Here is an 18009-nt window from a genome sequence, read left to right as displayed (position 1 = left end):
CGGCGAGCTCGCCGTGCTGCACTTGCCCGCTCAATCCCTTCGCTATCCGCAGATGGTCGGTCGCATGGCCACGATAAGCGACGCGTGTCGCGTCAGCGACGTTTTCCCAGTGCCGAGTGAGTGAATTTGTCAGATCCGCTCGCGGTGATCCGCCGCGGAAATCGCGGAGTGCGTCTGCTTTGATTTGGCCGACACACCTCCGATGTCGGCGCCGATCCGTGAGTGACCGCTCAGGGATGCTGGCGGAACCAGACTGGCAGAGCGTCGAACGACGTGCATCGGCCGGGCACTGCCCGACGCGGTGGCCCGAAACCGACCCGTTGCCGACGGTCGAGTCGTCAGAGGCGTAATGGCAGGTGCTCGGAGTCAAACGGCCGCTCGGTACGGCCACTCGCGGACAAGTATTCGGTCTAACCGGTCATCCATCTCGGTATGAACGCTACCCCCGACGAATGGCGCTTCCGCCCGGGGCCTACGTCCAGCACACGTCCTTGCCGCTGTTTGACTCACCAGGGGGAATGCTGCTTCAGAGACCCACCGCTCACGCCTGTCCGGATTGGCCGCCGCGACTCTTGCGCGTGCCCGCGGGTGAATTCGAGAGCAAATAGAGCATGGCGTCCAATCCAAGAATGTAGCTATGAACCCCAAGACCGAAGATCACGCCATCCGCGACCGGGGCAATCAAACACCTGATTCCGCGTGCTTCGACATTCGTCATGTGTACTTCCACATAGGGTAGCGCTGCGCCCTTTACGCAATCGCGTAGTGCATATCCTGCATAGTTGAAGCCTGCAGGATTCATGACGAGGCCGTCGACACTCTCTTCAACGGCTTGATAGATGCGATTGATCGCCTCTCCCTCGACGTTGGTGTAGAAAATCTCCAGCTCGTAACCCTTCGAGTGTGCGTGCTGGTGGAGCATGGTGTCGAGTTCGCTCGCCGTCGTCTTGCCGTATATCTCGGGTTCACGCTTGCCCAGGTGAATCATGTTTGCGCCCTGTATCAGCAGAATTCGCCACATGGTGACTGCTCCTTCTTCCATCCGGTAAGACGCCCTGGATGCGCTGACTCACTCAAGCCTGTCTATTCGGCGAGCGCCAGCAGCGTGATGTACACCTCGACAGCGGTCCCGGTTTCCTGCCTGCAGCGAAAGCGGTTTCACGCGAGGTAAATCGCCTTCGCTGATGACTTGCAATCTACACGATACCCTTCCTTCGCAATGCTGAATAAGTGAGAAACGAATGAAGTATTCACTTTAATTTTCAGTGGCGGATTCGACCTGCCCTTTGTCTGCGTGGCGCAATTTTGCCAACTACGCTAACTCATGCAATTCGCATTTACCCACGAGTCTTCAATTTCCAGAACGTTTTATTGTCACCTCCGCGAGGTTATCATGCGACGTCATTTGCAAACCTGCCCGCGTGCGATTGTGTATACCCTGGCCGGTCGCACGGCCGTTGCTGTGTTTGGATTATTTGGGCTACTTTCGGGCGCGAATGCGACGAATGACAACATTTCTATTTCCTCGATCGGTGCCCAGGGACAAGCATCAGGAATCTCTTACGACGCGTGCGGCTATTCCGGGTTGTCCATTTCATTCGCCGCTTCCGGAGAAAAGAACGTCAACAATAACGGGAATAATCCGGTGGTCAACTCCGCCATCGTCCAGATAAATCGCTACGACTCATGCCAGGGGGTCTATATTCAGGAGACGGGCGAGGTGGATGGCATCAATCTGTCATTTGCGGGCGGGGTCAATGCTGGTCAGGTGCCAAAGGCCGCGACGGCATCCGCCCAGGTTCCCATGCAGGTCACCATTTATACGGCTACCGACGTCCTCTTCAGCACGGATAACCTGACGTTTCAACTCACCTTGACGCAACTAGGTCCTGTGACGCAAAGCAGCGGACAGGTGCAACAGAGCTATTCACCCGGCGTGTCACCCAGCACAAAGACGACCATTACGGAACACTATGACCAGAGCAATTCTTTCGCATCGGTGTCGTCAGCGTCAGTGTCCCTTGCGGGCAATAGCGTGAATCCGCTGCCTCCCTTGACGCAAGCAAGCCTGGCCAACAGCAAATACCACTCGCTGTCCATCAATCACTAGGGCACTGTTCGACAGTGGCTCACACGCGGTCGGTCGAGGAACACCGCTATGCGTAACTCGAGCCGCACGCGGGCCGAAGCCTATCTCCGGCACCTTTGCGCCCTGGGCCTGCCCAGCGAAACGGTCATCGCCTCCATTCTTCGCACCGCGCGGGAGATCGTGGGTGCGGATTTTGGGCACTTTATCTGGGCCGACGAACAGTTCCAGCTCGCACGGGTTTTCAGCGAATGCCCTGCTGCCTATGCGACCCTTCCCGCCTACAAGGAATTGCAGCGTACGGGCGAAGTGTCGAGCCTGATCGGCGACTTCACTGACTGGATGTCCCTGCGTCACAGTTTCCGGAACTCAGCCGATGTCGATAGCGCGTTGTGCCGTAGTCAGTTCCACGACGAGGTACTCGTTCCCTGTAACGGTCGGCATTTCATTCACGTGGTGGCGCGCCAGGGCGATCGAGGCTGGGGTTCGATGATTCTCGTGCGCGAGCGGGGCAGCCGGCCATTCTCAGATGCCGAGTACCGGGCGGTCGATGTGTTTGGCGCACACCTTGGCCACGCAATCCGGCATCCACCACTGCCAAGCGTGTCCTTCGGCGATAGCGACCTGTCCTGCGTCCTGATCGTGGACTGGAATAGCCGCATCCTGCACCAGAGCGGTGCTGCGCAACGGCTCGTTCTGGAAACCGTTGATTGCACCACGGAGCACGGACGATCCATGTCGTGCCTTGCCCCGGTTCTTAACGAACTGGTTGTTCGCCTGAAGCTTGCGACCACCGGCCGCAGTGGACAACCTGCGGTGACTGAGATCGCGAACCGCTGGGGGCGCTTCGTATGGCGAGCCTATCCGCTCGAGAGCGATGCAGGGTGCGTGTTGTCCTGCCAGCATCAGGAGCCGACGATCCTGCAGATGCTTTCGGGTGCCCACGTCGCGGGACTGAGTGGCCGCCAGCAGCTCATCGCCGCGCGCCTCGCGTGCGGATCCAGCTACCGGACTGTGGCGACGGACCTCAATGTTAAGGAAAGTACCGTCACAGACAGCGTCCGGCAGATCTATCAACGACTGGATACCCACAGCGTGGATGGGCTCGCGCTCAGGCTACGGCAAGCGCATCAGATGATATTCGCCGCGCGGTAGTCCGGGCTGCCCGCCCCAGATCCCCCCAACGCTGGGGGTACCTGCAGTTCCCTGAAGTACGACAATCAATGTCGCGACGAGCACTGTCCATGCATGGTGCTTTCGCCGGACGACTCCCGCTTCGGTGCCGCCACGCATCCTCGAATGCCGCGCAAAACCCGCGAAAGCAAACATCTTCAAGTCCACTGCCCGTCCTTCCCGCGGCTTTTTGCCATTGGCATTGGGTGCGCGACGATCGTTCGTATTCCTATAAAAAGCGTCGTTGCAAATTAACTGTCTGGCTGCCAGGTCGTCGACAGGTGGCGGGGCAGCTTACGTGCCTGGGCTGGCATCCCGCAGGGGTGCCTCTCGCATCAGTCAACCTGATTTCAAGGGGTAAATTATGGATCCCGACTTCTTTCTGTACCCAAGATTGCAGCCCCCCTGCAGGGGTTCCCGAATGCCATCCGGAGGAGCGGCTCGCGCGCATCGCGAACCGGCCGGGTGGCTGTCTTTCCACCCGCCTGTCAAGCGTCGCCCAACGAACAGGATCCCGTTCTTCACGATACTGCTTTTCTGCGCGCTGTCGATTCCGTTGCCCGGCCTCGCAAACGGCAATTCGTCTTCTGTGGTGACGGTTGAATCCCCCTTCGCGCTGACGGGACTGGTCGCGGGGCAAACCCTGCGGCTGGGTGTTGTCAATCTCACCGCGAAGCAGTCTTCGCCGACGTCGTGCGTCGCCACACTGGGATTCGTCGACGGCCAGGGGCAGGTGCTGCCGGTCAACGGCGTTCCGACGACCTCCGTATCGCTCGCGTCGGGAGCGTCAACGTTTCTTGACTTTCAGGCACCGGCCAATGCCACTGGCTTCGGTGGACGCTTCCCGATACGCCCCGTCGTGACGAGCAATTCTGCAGCCTGCGTGCTCAGCGCCAGTACGGAAATATTCGACAGCGCAGCGGGAGTCACGCGGGTGGCCTATCCCCCTCAGCCGATTTTGCCCCCGGGTTCCCTCGGACCACTGAATCTGTTCGGACTGAAGTGGGTTGGCCCCGGTCAGGTTGCGCGCTTCACCGCCAGCAATATCTCCACGACAGCGGTGAAAGGCGATTCGTGCCTCATCCAGCTTGGCTATGTGGATGCAGCCGGGAAGGCGCTGACCAATGCCGATGGTCTTCCGCTCGTGACGCAGGCCGCCCTCACACCGGGCGCCTCCACGACGCTGGAACTGCAGCCCTCAATCGGGGGACAAGGTGCTACAGGCTTGACTCCGGTTGTTCAACGGCTCGGCGCGCCACCCCTGCTGGCCGCACAGTGCCAGGTTGCGCTGGGGCTGGAAGTGCTGGATGGCGCAACGGGCGCAACGCAGGTGTTTCAACCGCAGGACCCGACGATTTTCCAGCCGTTTGCCCCGTTCCGCCCGCAGTTCGCGGTGATGGGCCTCGTCGCTGGCCAGAGCATGCGGCTGAGCGTGCTTAACGTCACGCCGGCCCTCGGAAGTGGTCGAACCTGTCCTGTGACAATCGGCTTTGTGGATGACCAGAACCATCCGCTGGCGGTGAATGGCGCGCCAACCACGTCCATCTCGCTCGCGTCGGGTGCCGCCGCGTCTATTGACATGCCGGCGTCCGATAGTGCGGTTGGACTCACGACCCGAACGCTGGTACGCCCCGTCGTCACGAGCAACTCTCCCTTATGCCTGCTTCGCGCGAGTGCGAACCTGATCGACCGGGCCTCGGGCGCCACGCTGGTCGCCTATCCGCCGGATCCGATATACCCCTCAGGGCCGGTATTTCCTCCGGATCCGATATTCCCCCCAGTGCCGGTTTTTCCCCCGGGGCCGGTCGTTCCTCAGGTCAACCCCTACGGGCTCGCGGGGTTAGGTGCCGGTCAGCTCGCCCGGCTCAGCGCGGTCAATGTCTCGACGGGCACCGCCTCGTGTCCGGTCCAGTTGAGTTACGTTGATGCGCAGGGCCAGCCCGTCACCAACGCAGACGGACAGCCGCTCGTCTCCAGTCTTTCGCTCAGCCCAGGGGCGTCCGCATCACTCGACGTGAGAAATACCACCCTTGCCCCGGGGTCAATCGACAATCCCGGCGTCCTGAACCAGATCCTGGTGCGCCCCGTCGTGCAACCCGTGACCCAGACGTTGCAGTGCCAGATTGCCATTGGTCTGGAGGTCATTGATACGTCGTCCGGTGCGACGAAGCTATTTTATCCGCCGGATCCCGTACTGCCGCAGGTCATCACGACGGGGCAGTAGGCAGGGCACGGAGGCTGCATCTACGCGCCTCGTTGGCTGACGCCGATTGGGCGCACAACGATGATCTAGGCGTCGGAGGAGGTCTGGCTGACGGGTGGCGTACCGAGCAGCTTCTGCGCGGCGACGCGACGCGCATCCTCGGTTATCGAATGACCGCTGACCTAGCGCAGCAGTCGCGCGAATGTCCAAATTGCGGCCGCAACTGATGACTCCTCTTGGCCGGCTGCTGACAAATCCGATTTGTATGGGTGACACCGCGCCCACGACTGCTCGACGGCTGGGTGCGACCCGAGACAGGTAGCTCGTTACTTTTTGCCCTTGAGGGTAAATGGCGCGACGAGCGACTGGACGTCGACCTGTCGCCCATGGAGCAAAAGCAGTCGCGCGTAGAGAACCGTGTTTTCGAGCACAAGCTTCGCGGTGCTCTGCAAGTTCACCGGGACTCATCTCCAATCGGTCCCTGGCACTCGATATACCGAAGCTCCGCACCTGCGAACACAGCAGACGGCGGGATCCCGTGCCCTCAGTTGCCAGAAGACCGTCAATTGACGAATCTCTAGTATCGGCGCGACATTTTCCCACTTTCCGGGAAATAGATTCCTCGCGCAGCTCTGTGTCGCCGCGCCTCGCGAATATACACTCGCCAAAACAATAAAGACGGCTGAAGAGGGCGGTCACTTAGAAGTGTGTGCGAATCGTTGAGACGAGGATATGCCTCGTCTTAGATAACTAAAATTATGTACTGCTATATAAAGGAGACGCAATGAAGAAGGCCTTGTTTGCGATAGTGACGGCTGTGGCCGCAGTTTCCGCAAATGCTCAAAGCAGCGTGACGCTATACGGCATTGTCGACAATGGGCTCCAGTATGAAACTGGCTTGCCGAAGGGAAACGCGTTTAGCGCGCAGAGTGGTGGCTGGGCACAATCGCGATTTGGTCTGAAAGGCGCAGAAGACCTGGGCGGCGGCACGAAGGCTATCTTCCAGCTGGAGTCCCGACTCAACACGCAAAACGGAAGCTTCGCGAACGGCAGCTTCTTCGAGGGCCAGGCGACCGTCGGTTTGCAGAATGATACCTGGGGCCAAGTCAAATTCGGCAATATGGGGTCGGCTGAAATCAGCCAATATTCCGGTGACGTCGACCCACAGCAGACGAAGAAGTATTCAATCGGTACGCTGGTGCGAGGCCGGATTTTCTCGCAGGCAGCGAACGGAGTCGAGTATCTCTCGCCGAAGATTGCTGGGTTCACGCTTCAGGGGCAATATGACCTGACCAATTCGTCGACATGGAACGCAGGCAATCCGGGGAGTGCGCCCGGTCAGCTCGGTGCCTCCAGCGGCCTCGGAAGTGCGCAAGGTCGGTCAGACGGTATCAAGTTGTCGTACCAGCGGGGCGGGTTGTTCTGGCAAGCAACCTACGACGAAGTCCGGGACCCAAATGGCCAGTTCAGCAACGTGTATCTGACGTCGAGGTCCATTCTGACGGGAGCGAGCTATGCGTTCGGGCCAGTGATTGCCTACGTCGGGTATCAGCATCTGAGTGCGCCGGACGCTTCAAACGAGGGGTACTTTGGCAGCGCGACGCCGACCACGCTCCCGACTGGGACATCGCTGCCGACCGCAGTCAATCACGAATGGGTTGGCGCAATCTGGCAGACCACGCCGGCTTTAGCAATTTCCGGAGCCGTGTATCACGCAAATGCCAACAACGGAAACGGCAACGCCACGATGTTCACGTTGGGCGCAAACTATTCGCTGTCGAAGCGTACGCTCCTCTATACCGAATTCGCCTATCTGCACAACAGCGCGACATCCAATCTTGGACTCAATAGTGGGCTCTATGGCGCGAACTCAAACAACGACCCGATAAACGGCAACCCGTCGAGCACCAATCCGAATTTCGGTCAGGGCCAGTTCGGCGTAATTGCAGGAATCGCCACCCAATTCTGAATTCGCGACGAGAGAGGGCGGGGAGTGTGTCCCTGGCTCTCTCCGTTGCGTGGAGCGTTGGTCGCCTGTGACGGACGTATTCCTGTCATCGAAATCTAGCGGCGATGTGGTCGGGGATATTTTCCGGTGTCACGACAACCACCGACGACGAATGTGAGACTGCCGAGGCCGGCAACATCTTATGGAAATGCATGATGTGCTGACACGCCGCTCTCATGTCTTGCCGAAGTTCGTGGTACAGAATCGCCTGTATCTTGCCCTCACGCAGCAGTTTTATGTTGTCCCGGTCCAGGTCGTGCCCGATGTAGCATTTTGGCGTCTTCCCGTGTGCATCGAGTGCTCGCAAGATTGCTCGATTGCCACCGCCCATCGAATAGACCGCCAGAATGTCAGTCTTCGCACTGAGGACCTTATGGACGAGCTTCTCCGTGGTCTCGTCTAGTCCGTGACCACCGCTCGCGTCAATCAAGGTAAGTTGAGGATGTCGGGCCCGCAATGAACGCCGGAAGCTTATCTCGCGCTCTTCCTCGCCTCTGAAGCGCTCGTCGCTCATCGTAATCAGGACGTTGCCTGTTTGGCCACCTAGCCAATGCACGAGGAGGTATGCCGCTGTCGCACCCGCGACCCGATTGTCCAGACCAGCATAGGCAATGCGACCTGACAGCGGAATATCGGTGAATGTCGTGACAACAGGAATGCCGCGCTGTTTGAGGTCGCCGATTGCATCAGAAATCTCAGGTACGTCACGTGCCTTCAGGAAGACCCCGTGGCTGCCACGATGTGCGATTGCACGAAGCGCTTCAACGACTTCTGGAGTGGTCATTGTCTCGCGCATGAGGAAGCGTGGACGAAAGATGGCTGGTTGTAGAGTCGGTAGTTCAGCCTCCAGAGCATCCCTGATTTCTTCAGCGAACCGGGCAGGCGCTTCGACAACGACATCGACGATAAGCTTTCGTCCGGCCGATGCCGAATAGAGCTCCTGCTTCTCGAGTTCCTTGATGGCTTGCTCAATGCGCTTCTTCGTCTGCTCGCGAACCGTCCCGCGGTTGTTAAGTACGCGGTCAACCGTAGCGACGCCTACCCCCGCCTGGAGGGCTATCTCCTTGATTAGAAAGCGATGGGCCATGACGTGGGTCTCTCAACTGATGTCCTCTTGATTGTTTGATGATATAGCAGCGCGGTGTGGCCGACCAGGCGCAAACAGCTCGGAGGCATTGCGCGTTTGAACAAGCGTGTAGCTGGCAAGGGGGCGAGGCTTTACAGCTTGCGAGCGGCGCAAAGCCTTACCAGGGGGCATAGACGGGGCGTACCGGTTGAAGTCTGTGGTCTCATATTGATGCCCGGATGCGACTCGGCCGCATTTATTGGGGTAGGGTATTCCCCGGTTTTGATGGATTTGTGATGGATTTTGTCAGCGCTATTCACGTTAGTGCTGACGTATTCTTCTAACCGGGCACGGCAGCGAGCGGGTCAGCGACTAGCGCTTGCGCGCGTGACCCCGTGCCGAACACGCGGATGACAGGGATGGTGTGGAAAGATGGACCAGTTTAAGGAAGTTCAGCTGTTCGTCGAGGTTGCCGAGACAGGTAGCATCAGTCGGGCGGCCGAGGCTGTGGACCTGTCCATATCTGCTGCAAGTCGCTATCTCATTTCGCTCGAGAGTCGCCTTGGTGTGCAACTCGTGCGACGGACAACCCGGAATCTTTGCCTCACGGAAGCAGGGGAGGAGTTCCATCGGCGCTGTAAATCCATCCTTGCAGACCTCGGCGAAGCTGAACTGGTGGTCAAGGATGCAACGGTGCGGCCGAGTGGGTTGCTCCGGGTGACGGCATCGCTTTCCTTTTGCATGCTGCATATCGCACCCATGCTTCCGGAGTTTACGGCGCGCTATCCGGACATCACTGTTGATGTTGTCGCTGCCAATCGCTACTACGACATCATCGAGAACGGGATTGACGTTGCAGTCAGAACCAAGGTCCTCGAAGCGGACAGCAACATTACCGTGCGAAGGCTTGCTTCAACGCGGCGCGTATTGACCGCCGCGCCGAGCTACATCGCAGCACATGGTTCACCGCGATTCCCGGCAGAGCTTGGCAAGCACAAGCTGCTGAACTATGGGCTCGCCGACAATCCTCGCGACCTCGCATTCCAGCGCGACGGCGAGTGTGTCGCTGTCAAGGTGAAGCCATTGCTTGAATCCAATGACGGACAAATCCTGCGAGCTGCGGCGCTGGATGGCATGGGGATACTCGTCCAGCCTAAGTACATCGTGTACGACGACATCCAGGAAGGTCGGCTCATGCCGGTACTCGATGAATGGGACCTGCCTCGCCTCACAATGAACATAGCGTTTCAGACGCGCTCGCACATGCCTGTCAAGGTTCGTCTCTTCATTGATGCGCTCCTCGAACGCTTTCGCAAGAACGAGTTCGAGCGGCTCTGGACGGAGTAGTCACGTGCTGACTTATTGGGCGCGGAATACGTGGGACAGTTTCCCACCAAGTGCGAAAGAGATTCCCTTTTCAGCTCTGTTTTGCCGGCAATAGCGAATATAGACTTCCTTCAAAGCTGTAGAGAAACATTGAAGGAGACACTCAATGCATCAGGCCGCAACTACCTCTGTTTCGCAAACCTCCTCTCCGTATTTCGAAGAAGAACACTCAGCGGACGTAGTGAACGCGCGCATGGGACAGGACATCAGCCCCAGGCTCAAGCAGGTCATGTCCGTGCTCGTGAAGCACATTCACGAAGCGGTAAAGGAAATCGAGCCGACACACGAAGAGTGGTTCTCGGCAATTCGATTCCTGACCGAGACGGGCCAGATGTGCAACGAGTGGAGGCAAGAGTACATCTTGCTGTCGGACATTCTCGGTGTCTCGATGCTGGTTGACGCTATTAACCATCGCCGTCCGAGTGGTGCGACGCCGAATACGATTCTCGGGCCGTTCTACGTCGCGGACGCGCCAGCGTATGAAAACGGCGCAAACATCTGCCTGGATGGGAAAGGTGAGCCGCTCGTTGTTTCAGGAAAAGTCACCGACATAGCCGGAAATCCGATTCCGGAAGCGAAGCTCGAAGTCTGGCAGACGAACGACGATGGCTTCTACGACGTTCAACAAAAGGGCATCCAGCCGGATTCGAATCTGCGAGGCGTGTTCACGTCGGACGATGAAGGGCGCTACTGGTTCAAATCGGTCAAGCCACGTCACTATCCGATTCCCGCAGACGGCCCAGTCGGCAAGCTGCTTGGCGCAATGGGCCGCCACCCCAACCGTGCCGCGCATTTGCACTTCATCGTAACCGCGCCCGGCTATGAGCCCGTGATTACACACATCTTCACGCCCGACTGCCCGTACCTCCCTGAAGACGCGGTCTTCGGCGTCAAGCGCGAGCTAATCGCCGACTTCAAGAAGGTCGATGACCTCGAGGTCGCGAGACAGGTTGGATGCGCAGCGCCGTTCTGGTCTGTGGCGTGGGACTTCACCCTCGCGCCGTCCGTGAGCGCGATGAGAGTCATCGCCACCAAACACTCCGATTTAACCTGAGACACTGGATACCTTCAAATGAGCGCGAAACGCAAAGAACTACTTGCCGCGTACTGGACGCTTGCTGGCGATGTCTACCCAGGCGCGCCGACGGAAATCAGTCCGTTTCCGTTGCGTGAACGCGCGGAGGCTGCGTCGCGGGCTGGCTGGCGAGGCATTGGCCTCATCCTCGACGACCTCGAGTACAGCGTCGAACAGCACGGCGTCGCCGGCGTGAAGAAGATTCTTGAGGACACGGGCATGAAGTATTTCGAACTCGAAATCCTCATGGACTGGTACCTCGACGGCGAGCCGCGTGCCAGGTCAGACCATTTTCGTCGCCGTGTCATCGAGTTGGGCGCCGAGCTTGGCATGCGCAACCTGAAAATCGGGGCGAGTCCTTTCGACGAGAGCCCGGCCGACTTCCCACGTATGACGGACGAATTCGCGAAGCTCTGCGAAGACGTCGCTGCGGTCGGTGCAACGGTCGCAATCGAATTCATGCCATTTTCGGTCATCCGGAACATCGGGGACGCACTGAAGATTGCTGAAGGTGCTAACCAGCCGAACGGCGGACTGATGGTCGACAATTGGCACGTTGCCCGCTTTGGTAGCCCCTACAGCGAGGTCGCGAACATCCCGGCGCGTTTCATTAAGGGCGTCGAGCTCGACGATGTCGCTGCACAGGTCAAAGGTACGCTGCTGGACGACTCCACGTTCAATCGGAAGCTGTGTGGTGAAGGGGTGGCTGACTGTCGCGCGTTTGTCGCGGCACTTGAACAGGCCGGCTGCGATTTGCCGTACTACGGCGTCGAACTGATTTCCGAACCGTTCCGAAAGCTGCCGCTCGAGCAGATGGCCAGGCGTGCCTACGACACCACTATCGCCCAGTTCTCGACGAAGGCAGGCGCCACCGTCTGACGCACTCATCGCTCAAACCAATCATCTCTGGAGACAAACATGATTCGTATAGCCGTACTTGGCGCTGGCCGCATCGGCCGCATTCACGCTGCAAACGCCGCCGCAATCCCGAACGCCAAGCTCGTCGTTGTGGCCGACCCGTTTGCCAGTGCGGCCAACTCGCTGGCTGAACGCCTCGGCTGCGAAGCATCAACGGACCCGATGGCCGTCCTGCAGCGCAGCGATATCGACGCGGTGGTCATTGGCACGCCGACGGACACACACATCACGTTCATGCTCGAAGCCGTGGCGCGCGGCAAGGCGGTTCTTTGCGAGAAGCCCATTGACCTCGAGATGGACAAGTCACTGGCTGCGGCACGAGAAGTGGAGCGTCAGCGAGGCCGCGTGATGCTCGCCTTTAATCGCCGCTTCGACCCAACCTCCCAGGCCTTCCGCAAGGCAATTGATGCGGGTGACGTGGGTGAAGTTCGCCAGGTCGTCATCTCGAGCCGTGACCCCGGCATGCCTCCGCGCGACTATGTCGAGCATTCGGGTGGGATTTTCCGAGACATGGTCATTCACGACCTCGACATGGCTCGCTGGCTGCTCGGCGAAGAACCTGTGGAAGTGATGGCAATGGCAAGCCGCCTCGTCGACTCGTCCCTCGCGGAGCTGGGCGACTTCGACACGGTCATGGTCCAGCTGCGTACGGCGTCCGGCAAGCAATGCCACATCAACTGTTGCCGCGAAGCTGTCTACGGCTACGACCAGCGGATGGAGGTGTCGGGCTCCACGGGCATGCTCCTTCAGGAAAACCTGCGCCCTTCGACTATCCGCCGCTGGACGAAGGACGCAACCGACGTGCGCGAGCCGCTGCTCAACTTCTTCCTCGAGCGCTATGTTGAGGCGTACAAGGGCGAGCTGCAGGCGTTCGTCGATGCACTGAACAACAACACGCCGCTGCCGACGTCGGTTGACGATGGCCTGAAAGCTTTGCGTCTCGCCGAATGCGCGCTCGAATCAGCGACGTCCGGCAAAGCGGTCAAGGTATAACCATTCAGCTGGAGGAGATTCGTCATGACACGAAAGATTGGTCCCGGTGAAACGGTAGGCGTCGCATGCCTTGGTATCACGCACCCCCATACGTCGGGGCGCGTCAAGGCGATTCAACGTCGGACCGATGCCAGGATGCTCGGTGCCTGGGACACCAGCCCGTTGCTGAAGCCGTTCGTGGATGCGCTGGGACTCGAGGTTCGTACGAAAGAGGAAATACTCGCCGACGACAACGTGCATGTCGTTCTCGTGCACTCGAAGAGCGACAAGATGGCGGACCTCACCATCGAAGCGCTCGAGGCTGGCAAGGCTGTGCTGTGCGAGAAGCCGGCGGGGCGCAGCTCGGAAGACGCGCGCCGTATCGCGCAAGCCGTCGAGCGCACGGGCGGGCTCTTTCAGGTTGGCTACTGCTGGCGCTTTGCGCCGTCGGTCGACGCAATGCAGGCAGCCCTGAAGAGCGGGCGCCTTGGCAAAGTCGTTCAGGTGCGCGCGCACGGCGGCTGCTCGCACGATGAAGCTGGCACTGCGCACATGACGCAGCCGGGTGATATCGGTGGCGCTGTATTCGTCATTGGTTGCCACCTGGTGGACCGCATTCTTCTCCACTTTGGTACGCCGCGGTCGGTGAATGCGCGCATCACGAAGTTCCCGAACTTTCATGGTGACGAGTCCCGCGAAGATGCGGCCGGCGCCGTGCTCAATTATGAAGACAAGATTGTGACCATCGACTTCATGTCGTGGGACGTGTTGCCATGGACAGAGAGTTGGGACATCACGGCATATGGCACTGAGGGGATTATGTCTTCGCGGTCTTTGCCGGCCAGCTACAAAATCTACGACGCCGGTAAGGGTGACTACCCGGAGGGTTGGACCGAGTGGCAAGAAACGAGCTTCCCGGAAATCTGGGCCACGAAGAAGACGGAGTATTCGCCCGATATTGCAGAAATCGGTAACCCGGTTTACTTCGACCGCGAATCGAACGCGTTCTTCGACGCATTACGTAACGGTACGTCGTCAGTCGTTCCCGCTACGCAGGCATACAACATCAGTCGCGTCATCGAGGCCATGTTCGCCTCTTCGAAGCAGGCTGGGGCGGAAGTCTTTATTGAGTAAGAGACACTTGGCCGCCGAACGCGGCCAGTGACCAAATCGCTCGGACTTTTCAAATAAATATGTAGTCCTAATTTAGGAGACAGAGATGAACATCATCAAGCGTGTTGTGGTTGCTGTTGGATTCAGCGTCGGGTTTGCTGCAATGACGACGTCCTCCTACGCCCAGGACAAGGGCGTCATCGGCATCTCGCTGCCGGACAAGACCGAATCGCGTTGGCTCACCGACGGGAAGAGCATGGTCGATGCCTTGAAAGCGAAGGGCTACACGGCCGACTTGCAGTACGCGAACTACGACGTTCCCACGCAGGTGAACCAGGTCGAAAACATGCTCGCCAAGGGTGTGAAGGCGCTGGTGATTGCGCCCATCGACGGCAAGACCTTCTCCGACGCTCTGGCATATGCACAGAAGAAGCACATCAAGGTCATCTCGTACGACCGTCTGATTAGCCAGACAAAGGACGTCGACTATTACGCCACGTTCGACAACTACGGTGTTGGCGTGTTGCAGGCTCAGAGCATTGTTGACTCATGGAAAAAGAAAGGGAGCAAGACGCCGTACAACATTGAGGTCTTCGGCGGCTCGTCAGACGACAACAACGCTCACATGATTTATGCGGGCGGTATGTCAGTGCTCAAGCCGTATATCGACAGCGGGAAGTTCGTCATTCGTAGCAAGCAGGAGGCGTTTGAAAAAATCGCGACCCGCAACTGGGATGGCGCGACTGCACAGTCGCGTATGGATAACCTGCTGAGCGCGTTCTATGGCAAGGACCATCTCGATGCCGTGTGGACCCCGAACGACGCAATTGCAATCGGCGTGATTTCGTCGCTTAAGGGTGTGGGATACGGTTCCGCGCAGTCTCCTATGCCTGTGGTGACCGGGCAGGATGCGGATGTCCAGAATGTGAAGGCCATTGTTCGGGGCGACCAGACTACGACCGTATTCAAGGACACGCGCAAGCTCGCAAGCGTTACCGCTGACATGGTGGATGACGCGCTGACCGGCAAGACCGTCCCTGTGAACGACACGAAAAGCTACAACAACGGCGCGAAGATTGTCCCGACATATCTGGTCAAGCCGGTTCTCGTCGACAAGGACAGCGTCCAGCCGCTGCTCGTGAACAGCGGCTACTACACGCCGGCGCAAATCAAGTAACCGCGGTGTGGCTCGGAGCGCCGTGACAAATGAGCCAATGACGGCGCTCTGATGTCAGGCATCGAGCGCAAGGAATACGAGGATACGGAGATGGACACAATTCTGGAGATGAATGGCATCCAGAAGGCATTTGGCCAGGTGAAGGCCTTGAATAACGTCAATCTGAAGGTCAGAAAGGGCGAGATTCATGCCATCTGCGGTGAGAACGGCGCAGGCAAGTCGACGTTGATGAAGATTCTGAGCGGCGTCTACGCGCATGGCTCGTACTCAGGTGCGGTCGTGTATGAGGGGGCGGAGCGCGCGTTCTCCGACATCACCGACAGCGAGGAGGTGGGCATCATCATCATCCACCAGGAACTCGCTCTCGTTCCAATGTTGTCTATTACTGAGAACATCTTTCTGGGTAACGAGCAGTCCCGCCGCGGCGTTATCGATTGGCAAGGCTCTCGTGCCCGTGCGAAGGAGTTGTTGCAGAAAGTCGGATTGAGCGACTCTCCGGACACCCCGGTTGGCACTCTTGGAATCGGCAAGCAGCAACTGGTGGAAATCGCGAAGGCACTGTCGAAAGAGGTGCGTCTGCTCATCCTGGACGAGCCCACGGCGAGCCTCAATGAAAAAGACAGCGATACGTTGCTCAAGCTGCTACTGGACCTGAAGGAGCGGGGCGTTACCTCCATCATTATCTCGCACAAGCTCAACGAAATCTCCCGGGTCGCTGACAGCATCACGGTTATCCGCGACGGTTCGACCGTCGACGAACTGGATTGTCGCGCGGAAGCCGTCAGCGAGGACCGCATCATCAAGGCGATGGTGGGTCGAGAGATGTCTGACCGCTATCCGAAGCGGACGCCCAATGTTGGCGAGATTATTTTTGAAGTCAAGGATTGGCGCGTTCAACACCCTACGCAACGGGACCGCGCGGTCATCAAGGGCGTCAACCTGAACGCGCGTGCGGGTGAAATCGTTGGCATCGCCGGATTGATGGGCTCAGGACGAACTGAGCTGGCGATGAGCGTATTCGGCGGGGCGTACGGCCAGGAGATCAGTGGCTCGGTATTCATCCATGGTAAGCCGGTCGATGTGTCGTCGGTAAGGAAGGCCATCAATGCCGGGTTGGCCTATGTCACCGAGGACCGCAAGGGCAACGGCTTGCTCCTCGACGACGATATCCAGACAAACATTTCGCTCGCGAATCTCGCTGGCGTGTCGAGATACGGTGTCGTGAACGAGCACGAGGAAGTTACCGTTGCGACTGACTTCCTCAGGAAGTTGCGCATCCGGGCGCAAGGCGTTTCTCACGTGGTGGGCAATCTGTCCGGTGGCAATCAGCAGAAGGTCGTGTTGAGCAAGTGGCTGTTCTCTGAGCCTGATGTCCTGATTCTCGACGAGCCCACCCGCGGGATTGACGTGGGAGCGAAATACGAAATCTACAGCATCATCAATCAAGCGGTTGCGGCGGGCAAGTGCGTCGTCATGATTTCTTCGGAGATGCCTGAGCTTCTTGGCATGTGCGACCGCGTCTATGTCATGAACGAAGGCCGATTCGTTGGCGAGTTCACGTCGGAAGAAGTCTCGCAGGAAAAAATCATGCGGGCAATTATGCGAAATGGAGGCATCTGAAATGCGTAAAGCTCTCTCGCCAACGGCTCCGCAGGAAGCCGAGGTCAAGAAAAGTGAACTCATCGACGCGATTAGACGTGGCGCCAGCGAATACGGGCTGCTTGTCTCGCTTATCGTCATCATGATTTTCTTCCAGATTGCGACGGGCGGTGTGCTCATGGAGCCGCTGAACCTGACCAATCTTGTGCTTCAGAACAGCTACATCGTCATCATGGCCCTTGGCATGTTGATGGTGATTGTATCTGGCCATATCGACCTGTCGGTTGGCTCAACGGCAGGACTTGTTGGTGCGCTCGCCGCAGTATTGATGGTTCAGTTCAACGTCAACTACGTGCTGGCTACCGTCATCTGTATCGCGACTGGTGCGCTCATCGGCGCGGTGCAGGGTTACTGGATTGCGTTCTGGCGCATGCCGTCATTCATCGTGACGCTGGCAGGGATGCTTGTGTTTCGTGGGTTGACCAATCTGGTCCTTCAGGGGCAGTCGATTGGCCCGTTTCCAGATAGCTTTGCGGCTGTCAGCTCGGGATTCATTCCGGACGTCTTCCGTGGGCAGGAACTCCATATCACTTCCATTGTGCTTGGAGTCCTGGTCGGTGCCGCATTCTTCGCGATTGAGCTTCGTCATCGCGCAAGTGCGGCGAAGCATGGTGTGGGCAAAGGCTCGTTTTCGATGTTCGTGGCAAAGAATGTCGTGCTGACTGGTCTGATTGTTTATTTTTGCTACCTCCTCGCGTCTTATCGTGGCTTGCCGACGGTGCTCGTCATCATGGGAGTGCTGATTGGGGTCTACACGTTCGTGATGAACCGTACGACCATTGGGCGCCGCGTGTATGCAGTGGGCGGAAATGCGAAAGCAGCACGACTCTCTGGGGTCAGCGTACCTGCCGTGAGCTTTCTCACGTTCGTCAACATGGGCATCCTCGCCGCTCTCGCGGGCATCATTTTTGCCGCACGCCTCAATAGTGGTACGCCGAAGGCGGGTACCGGATTCGAACTGGATGTGATTGCGGCCTGCTTCATTGGCGGCGCATCGGCGTCGGGCGGCGTGGGTAAGGTTGTTGGGGCGGTTGTCGGCGCGTTCATCATGGGCGTGATGAACAACGGGATGTCCATCATGGGCATCGGGGTGGACTATCAGCAGGTCATCAAGGGAATCGTGCTGCTGGCGGCGGTGTTTGTCGATGTCTACAACAAGAACAAGGCGTGAGC

Annotated in this window: 14 protein-coding genes; 12 read left to right on the top strand and 2 right to left on the bottom strand. The window is 58.5% G+C overall.

What is annotated here, in order from left to right:
• Positions 1–541: 541 nt before the first annotated feature.
• Positions 542–1021, bottom strand: a complete 480-nt coding sequence (locus U5A57_RS37780) for a type II 3-dehydroquinate dehydratase (RefSeq protein ID WP_321917080.1) — start codon at positions 1019–1021, stop codon at positions 542–544.
• Between the two features lie 303 nt (positions 1022–1324).
• Between U5A57_RS37780 and U5A57_RS37775 the strand changes: the two genes are divergently transcribed.
• From U5A57_RS37775 to U5A57_RS37760, 4 genes are all read left to right on the top strand, one after another.
• Positions 1325–2110 carry a hypothetical protein gene (locus tag U5A57_RS37775; protein WP_321917078.1) on the top strand — a complete coding sequence of 262 codons (786 nt, stop codon included), beginning with the start codon at positions 1325–1327 and terminating at the stop codon, positions 2108–2110.
• Between the two features lie 48 nt (positions 2111–2158).
• Positions 2159–3241, top strand: coding sequence for a LuxR C-terminal-related transcriptional regulator (locus tag U5A57_RS37770; RefSeq protein ID WP_321917076.1), 1083 nt, complete (start codon positions 2159–2161; stop codon positions 3239–3241).
• A 439-nt stretch (positions 3242–3680) separates the two neighbouring features.
• Positions 3681–5483, top strand: a complete 1803-nt coding sequence (locus U5A57_RS37765) for a hypothetical protein (RefSeq protein WP_321917074.1) — start codon at positions 3681–3683, stop codon at positions 5481–5483.
• A 763-nt stretch (positions 5484–6246) separates the two neighbouring features.
• Positions 6247–7431, top strand: a complete 1185-nt coding sequence (locus U5A57_RS37760; RefSeq protein WP_321917072.1) for a porin — start codon at positions 6247–6249, stop codon at positions 7429–7431.
• An 85-nt stretch (positions 7432–7516) separates the two neighbouring features.
• Here the strand turns inward: U5A57_RS37760 and U5A57_RS37755 are convergent, their stop codons facing one another.
• Positions 7517–8557, bottom strand: a complete 1041-nt coding sequence (locus U5A57_RS37755; RefSeq protein WP_321917070.1) for a LacI family DNA-binding transcriptional regulator — start codon at positions 8555–8557, stop codon at positions 7517–7519.
• 411 nt (positions 8558–8968) lie between these two features.
• Here U5A57_RS37755 and U5A57_RS37750 point away from each other — a divergent pair, with 411 nt between their 5' ends.
• The 8 genes from U5A57_RS37750 to mmsB all read left to right on the top strand — a co-directional run bounded on the left by U5A57_RS37750 (position 8969) and on the right by mmsB (position 18007).
• Positions 8969–9883 (top strand): LysR family transcriptional regulator, encoded by a 915-nt coding sequence (locus tag U5A57_RS37750; protein WP_321917069.1) that lies wholly within the window; start codon positions 8969–8971, stop codon positions 9881–9883.
• Positions 9884–10028: 145 nt separating this feature from the next.
• A complete protein-coding gene (locus U5A57_RS37745) occupies positions 10029–10976 on the top strand; it encodes an intradiol ring-cleavage dioxygenase (protein ID WP_321917067.1) in 948 nt (315 codons plus the stop codon).
• 18 nt (positions 10977–10994) lie between these two features.
• Positions 10995–11876, top strand: coding sequence for a sugar phosphate isomerase/epimerase (locus U5A57_RS37740; protein WP_321917065.1), 882 nt, complete (start codon positions 10995–10997; stop codon positions 11874–11876).
• Positions 11877–11915: 39 nt separating this feature from the next.
• Positions 11916–12908 carry an inositol 2-dehydrogenase gene (iolG, locus tag U5A57_RS37735; RefSeq protein WP_321917064.1) on the top strand — a complete coding sequence of 331 codons (993 nt, stop codon included), beginning with the start codon at positions 11916–11918 and terminating at the stop codon, positions 12906–12908.
• Positions 12909–12932: 24 nt separating this feature from the next.
• Positions 12933–14021, top strand: coding sequence for a Gfo/Idh/MocA family oxidoreductase (locus U5A57_RS37730; RefSeq protein ID WP_321917063.1), 1089 nt, complete (start codon positions 12933–12935; stop codon positions 14019–14021).
• Between the two features lie 85 nt (positions 14022–14106).
• Entirely contained in the window at positions 14107–15177 is a 1071-nt protein-coding gene (chvE, locus tag U5A57_RS37725) for a multiple monosaccharide ABC transporter substrate-binding protein (RefSeq protein WP_321917061.1), read from the top strand.
• Positions 15178–15267: 90 nt separating this feature from the next.
• Entirely contained in the window at positions 15268–16797 is a 1530-nt protein-coding gene (gene mmsA, locus U5A57_RS37720) for a multiple monosaccharide ABC transporter ATP-binding protein (protein ID WP_321917085.1), read from the top strand.
• Between the two features lies 1 nt (position 16798).
• The gene (gene mmsB / locus U5A57_RS37715; protein WP_321917058.1) at positions 16799–18007 is read left to right on the top strand and encodes a multiple monosaccharide ABC transporter permease; all 1209 of its coding nucleotides are present in this window, start codon (positions 16799–16801) and stop codon (positions 18005–18007) included.
• Positions 18008–18009: the final 2 nt, after the last annotated feature.

The sequence above is a fragment of the Paraburkholderia sp. J11-2 genome (assembly GCF_905220185.1).
Lineage (GTDB): Bacteria > Pseudomonadota > Gammaproteobacteria > Burkholderiales > Burkholderiaceae > Paraburkholderia.
The sequence above is the reverse complement of the archived record's forward strand: the minus strand, read 5'-3'. Positions and strand labels throughout refer to the sequence as shown.

What these genes read in the sequence shown, in the direction of transcription:
- U5A57_RS37780 (WP_321917080.1), bottom strand. Translation starts at nt 1,021, where the DNA reads ATGTGGCGAATTCTGCTGATACAGGGCGCAAACATGATTCACCTGGGC.
- U5A57_RS37775 (WP_321917078.1), top strand. Translation starts at nt 1,325, where the DNA reads ATGCAATTCGCATTTACCCACGAGTCTTCAATTTCCAGAACGTTTTAT.
- U5A57_RS37770 (WP_321917076.1), top strand. Translation starts at nt 2,159, where the DNA reads ATGCGTAACTCGAGCCGCACGCGGGCCGAAGCCTATCTCCGGCACCTT.
- U5A57_RS37765 (WP_321917074.1), top strand. Translation starts at nt 3,681, where the DNA reads ATGCCATCCGGAGGAGCGGCTCGCGCGCATCGCGAACCGGCCGGGTGG.
- U5A57_RS37760 (WP_321917072.1), top strand. Translation starts at nt 6,247, where the DNA reads ATGAAGAAGGCCTTGTTTGCGATAGTGACGGCTGTGGCCGCAGTTTCC.
- U5A57_RS37755 (WP_321917070.1), bottom strand. Translation starts at nt 8,557, where the DNA reads ATGGCCCATCGCTTTCTAATCAAGGAGATAGCCCTCCAGGCGGGGGTA.
- U5A57_RS37750 (WP_321917069.1), top strand. Translation starts at nt 8,969, where the DNA reads ATGGACCAGTTTAAGGAAGTTCAGCTGTTCGTCGAGGTTGCCGAGACA.
- U5A57_RS37745 (WP_321917067.1), top strand. Translation starts at nt 10,029, where the DNA reads ATGCATCAGGCCGCAACTACCTCTGTTTCGCAAACCTCCTCTCCGTAT.
- U5A57_RS37740 (WP_321917065.1), top strand. Translation starts at nt 10,995, where the DNA reads ATGAGCGCGAAACGCAAAGAACTACTTGCCGCGTACTGGACGCTTGCT.
- iolG (WP_321917064.1), top strand. Translation starts at nt 11,916, where the DNA reads ATGATTCGTATAGCCGTACTTGGCGCTGGCCGCATCGGCCGCATTCAC.
- U5A57_RS37730 (WP_321917063.1), top strand. Translation starts at nt 12,933, where the DNA reads ATGACACGAAAGATTGGTCCCGGTGAAACGGTAGGCGTCGCATGCCTT.
- chvE (WP_321917061.1), top strand. Translation starts at nt 14,107, where the DNA reads ATGAACATCATCAAGCGTGTTGTGGTTGCTGTTGGATTCAGCGTCGGG.
- mmsA (WP_321917085.1), top strand. Translation starts at nt 15,268, where the DNA reads ATGGACACAATTCTGGAGATGAATGGCATCCAGAAGGCATTTGGCCAG.
- mmsB (WP_321917058.1), top strand. Translation starts at nt 16,799, where the DNA reads ATGCGTAAAGCTCTCTCGCCAACGGCTCCGCAGGAAGCCGAGGTCAAG.